This is a genomic window from Mycobacterium sp. (genome assembly GCF_035499775.1).
GTDB lineage: Bacteria > Actinomycetota > Actinomycetes > Mycobacteriales > Mycobacteriaceae > Mycobacterium.
In genome coordinates this window covers 1-2777 of sequence record NZ_DATJYB010000291.1, presented here as the reverse complement: position 1 = coordinate 2777, position 2777 = coordinate 1, and the positions used below count along the sequence as shown (strand labels likewise).

Annotated in this window: 4 protein-coding genes; 3 read left to right on the top strand and 1 reads right to left on the bottom strand. The window is 65.8% G+C overall.

Annotated elements, in window-relative coordinates:
- The coding region (locus VML93_RS18820; RefSeq protein WP_325612987.1) for a hypothetical protein at window positions 1-198 on the bottom strand (198 nt) is incomplete at its 3' end.
- Between VML93_RS18820 and VML93_RS18815 the strand changes: the two genes are divergently transcribed.
- The 3 genes from VML93_RS18815 (at window position 182) to VML93_RS18805 (ending at window position 2776) form a co-directional block, all read left to right on the top strand.
- A complete protein-coding gene (locus VML93_RS18815; protein WP_325612985.1) occupies window positions 182-523 on the top strand; it encodes a hypothetical protein in 342 nt (113 codons plus the stop codon). The two genes, VML93_RS18820 and VML93_RS18815, sit on opposite strands and share 17 nt — an antisense overlap.
- Before the next feature lie 184 nt (window positions 524-707).
- Complete coding sequence (locus tag VML93_RS18810; protein WP_325612983.1) at window positions 708-1781, top strand: Gfo/Idh/MocA family oxidoreductase; 1074 nt, start codon at window positions 708-710, stop codon at window positions 1779-1781.
- Window positions 1778-2776 (top strand): Gfo/Idh/MocA family oxidoreductase, encoded by a 999-nt coding sequence (locus tag VML93_RS18805; protein WP_325612981.1) that lies wholly within the window; start codon window positions 1778-1780, stop codon window positions 2774-2776. The genes VML93_RS18810 and VML93_RS18805 overlap by 4 nt, the downstream gene beginning before the upstream one ends.
- Window position 2777 lies beyond the last annotated feature (1 nt).

The following is a 2777-nucleotide window of genomic DNA, read 5'->3' as shown; positions in this document are numbered from 1 at the left end:
TCCGCCGTCCAGCACCCCCCACCCACCGACAACGCCGCCGCCGCCAGGCGGACGGACCTGCACCTGCGACCACGTCCAGGGATGCTCCTGCAACAAGGTCTGTACCTGCAATAAGGTTTGCAGCTGCGTCCCGGTCTGCCAGGCGCATCGGCTGCTCGACCCCGACCCCACGATCAGGCAGATGGCCGAGACCGTCATCATCGCGATGGGCACCGACCAGCTTCCCTATCTGCAGTGGGCGGCGGCTACGGCACCAATCCCGTTGCACGACCGCATCAACGAACTCATCGCCCAAGTGTGCAGCGGGCGCACCCTCGCCACCGACGATCTGGACGATCCCGGCTGCGAGGGCCACCTCGGCGCTGACGACCCCGTCGTCGCCATGATGGCCGCACAAGTCCTCACGCTGCGGGCACTGCGGCTCGGCACCGGACTCAGCGGTCCTACTGCGAAAAGTGCGGCCGCGGCGCTCACCGCCGGTCACGCTCTTCATCTCACGCGGGCATCGGCCTGGACGGGCTAGGGGCACAGGTCCGCCAGCGTCCGGGCAAAGTGGCACGACGGCATCGCTTTTCAGTTCCGAGCCGGAAAGAGCGATTGGACGACCGCGATCAGGTCACCGGCAGACACAGCGAATAGCGATGCAACGACCGGCTTTGTGCCATTGCTCGTGACGCTGCCCATCCGGGTTCTATACGATCTCAACGGTGAGTCAGCCACACCCGCCACTACGCAGCGCAATCATCGGCGCGGGCATGGTCGGCTCGGTGCATGCGCACGCCGTACGTCGAGCCGGCGGACAGCTCACCGCAATCTGCGGCAGTACATCTCAAAGCAGCGAACGCTCCGCGCGACGGCTCGGGGCAACGCGCGCAGCCGCCGCCGAGGAAATCTTCGCCGCTGCGGACATCGATGTCGTGCACATCTGCACGCCCAACAACATGCACCTCGGTCAGACCGCCGCCGCGCTGGCGGCGGGTAAGCATGTCATTTGCGAAAAGCCCTTGGCAACAACCGTTTCTGATGCTGCCGCACTCGTCGAGGCCGCCAAGAGGGCGCACACGGTGGCAGCTGTGTCGTTCATCTACCGGTTCTACCCGATGGTGCGCGAAGCTCGATGCCGCATCGCGGACTCGGCGGTGTGGCTGATGCATGGCGGCTACCTGCAAGACCATATGGCCAAAGCTGATCCGGCCGGATGGCGATCCGACCCGGCGCAATCCGGTGCCTCGATGACTTTCGCCGACATCGGCTCGCACTGGTGCGATTTGATGGAATTCGTCACCGGCCATCGCATCAGCGCTGTCTTCGCGACCGAAGCCGCCGCGCCGCGGCAAGGTGTCCGCCAGGACGACGGGGCTGTGGTCGCGTTCCGCACCGACCGCGGCGCAATCGGAAGTCTCGTCGTCAGTCAGGCTTCGCCAGGCCGGAAGAACCAGCTGTCCTTCTCCTTCGACGGCCGTGAGACCGCGGTGCGGTTCAACCAGGAGCGTCCCGACGAGCTGATCATCGGTGGACTGCAGGCCAACACGGTGTTGTCGCGCGACCGGGATGGGCTCGACCCACGCAGCGCGCGCTATTCGCTGTTGCCCGCCGGTCATCCGCAGGGATACCAGGACTGCTTCAACCTGTTGGTCGCCGACGTCTACGAGGCCATCCGCACCGGCATCGCGCCTAATGGGCTGCCGGTGTTCGCTGACGGTTTACGGGCGGCAATGATTCACGCCGCAGTGGCCGCTTCGGTTTCCAGCGGCGCGTGGACCGACGTAGGCCTGCAGTGAGCACCGCGCCGGTGCGGCTCGCCCTGATCGGGCTGGGCAATATGGGTACGGCGCACCTGGAGATCTTCGCCGGCCTGCAACCGCAGGCACAGATCAGCGCAGTTGCCGATGGCCATGCTCCGTTCGCCGACCGCGCCGCTTCAAAGGTGCCGGCCGCCCTCGTTTTCCATGACCCGCTGGACTGCGTGAAGAATGCCGACGTCGACGCGGCAGTGGTGGCGACTGCTGACCGGACCCACCACGAGATCGTGCGGGCATGTATCGCGCGCGGTCTGTTCGTGCTCTGCGAGAAGCCATTCACCACATCAGCGGACCTGTCGCGCCAGTTGGTCAACGCCGAACGGGCCGCCGGTCGGCGGCTGGTGCAAGTGGGCTACATGCGCCGCTTCGACGCCGACTACCAGCACATGCACCGTACACTGCAGTCCGGCGGCATCGGTGAACCGGTCCTGATCAGCCAGCGCCACCATAATCCGTTGGCGTTCATCGAGTTTGACGAGCGGGAGCTGATCACGAGCTCTGCATCCCACGACATCGACATCTTCCGCTGGCTCTGCGGTGAGGACATCAGCGAAATATCCGCCGTATCCAAGAGGACCCAGGACGGATCCACGGTGACCGTCGTGCTCACGCTGACCTCGCAGTCCGGCGTTCTGGGCGTGGTGGAGCTTGGCCGTGGGCCGGTAATGAATTACGACATCGGCTGCGAAATCGTCGGCAGTAACGGTGTGCTCACCCTCGCCTCGCCCGCACGGACTGACCTCGCAGCGGCCGATGGCGTTGCCGCACAACCTAAGCCGGGCGCCTGGATGGAGCGCTTTCACTCTGCCTATCGATCCCAGGACGCCGCGTGGCTGGCCGCGGTGGCCGCCGAGTCCATCACCGGAGCGTCGGCCTACGACGGATATGCCACCAACGCCGTCATCGATGCGGGCCTGGCCTCGCTGGCCAGCGGTCGCGCACAGGCCGTGTTGCAGGAGACGGAAAGCGCTTAGC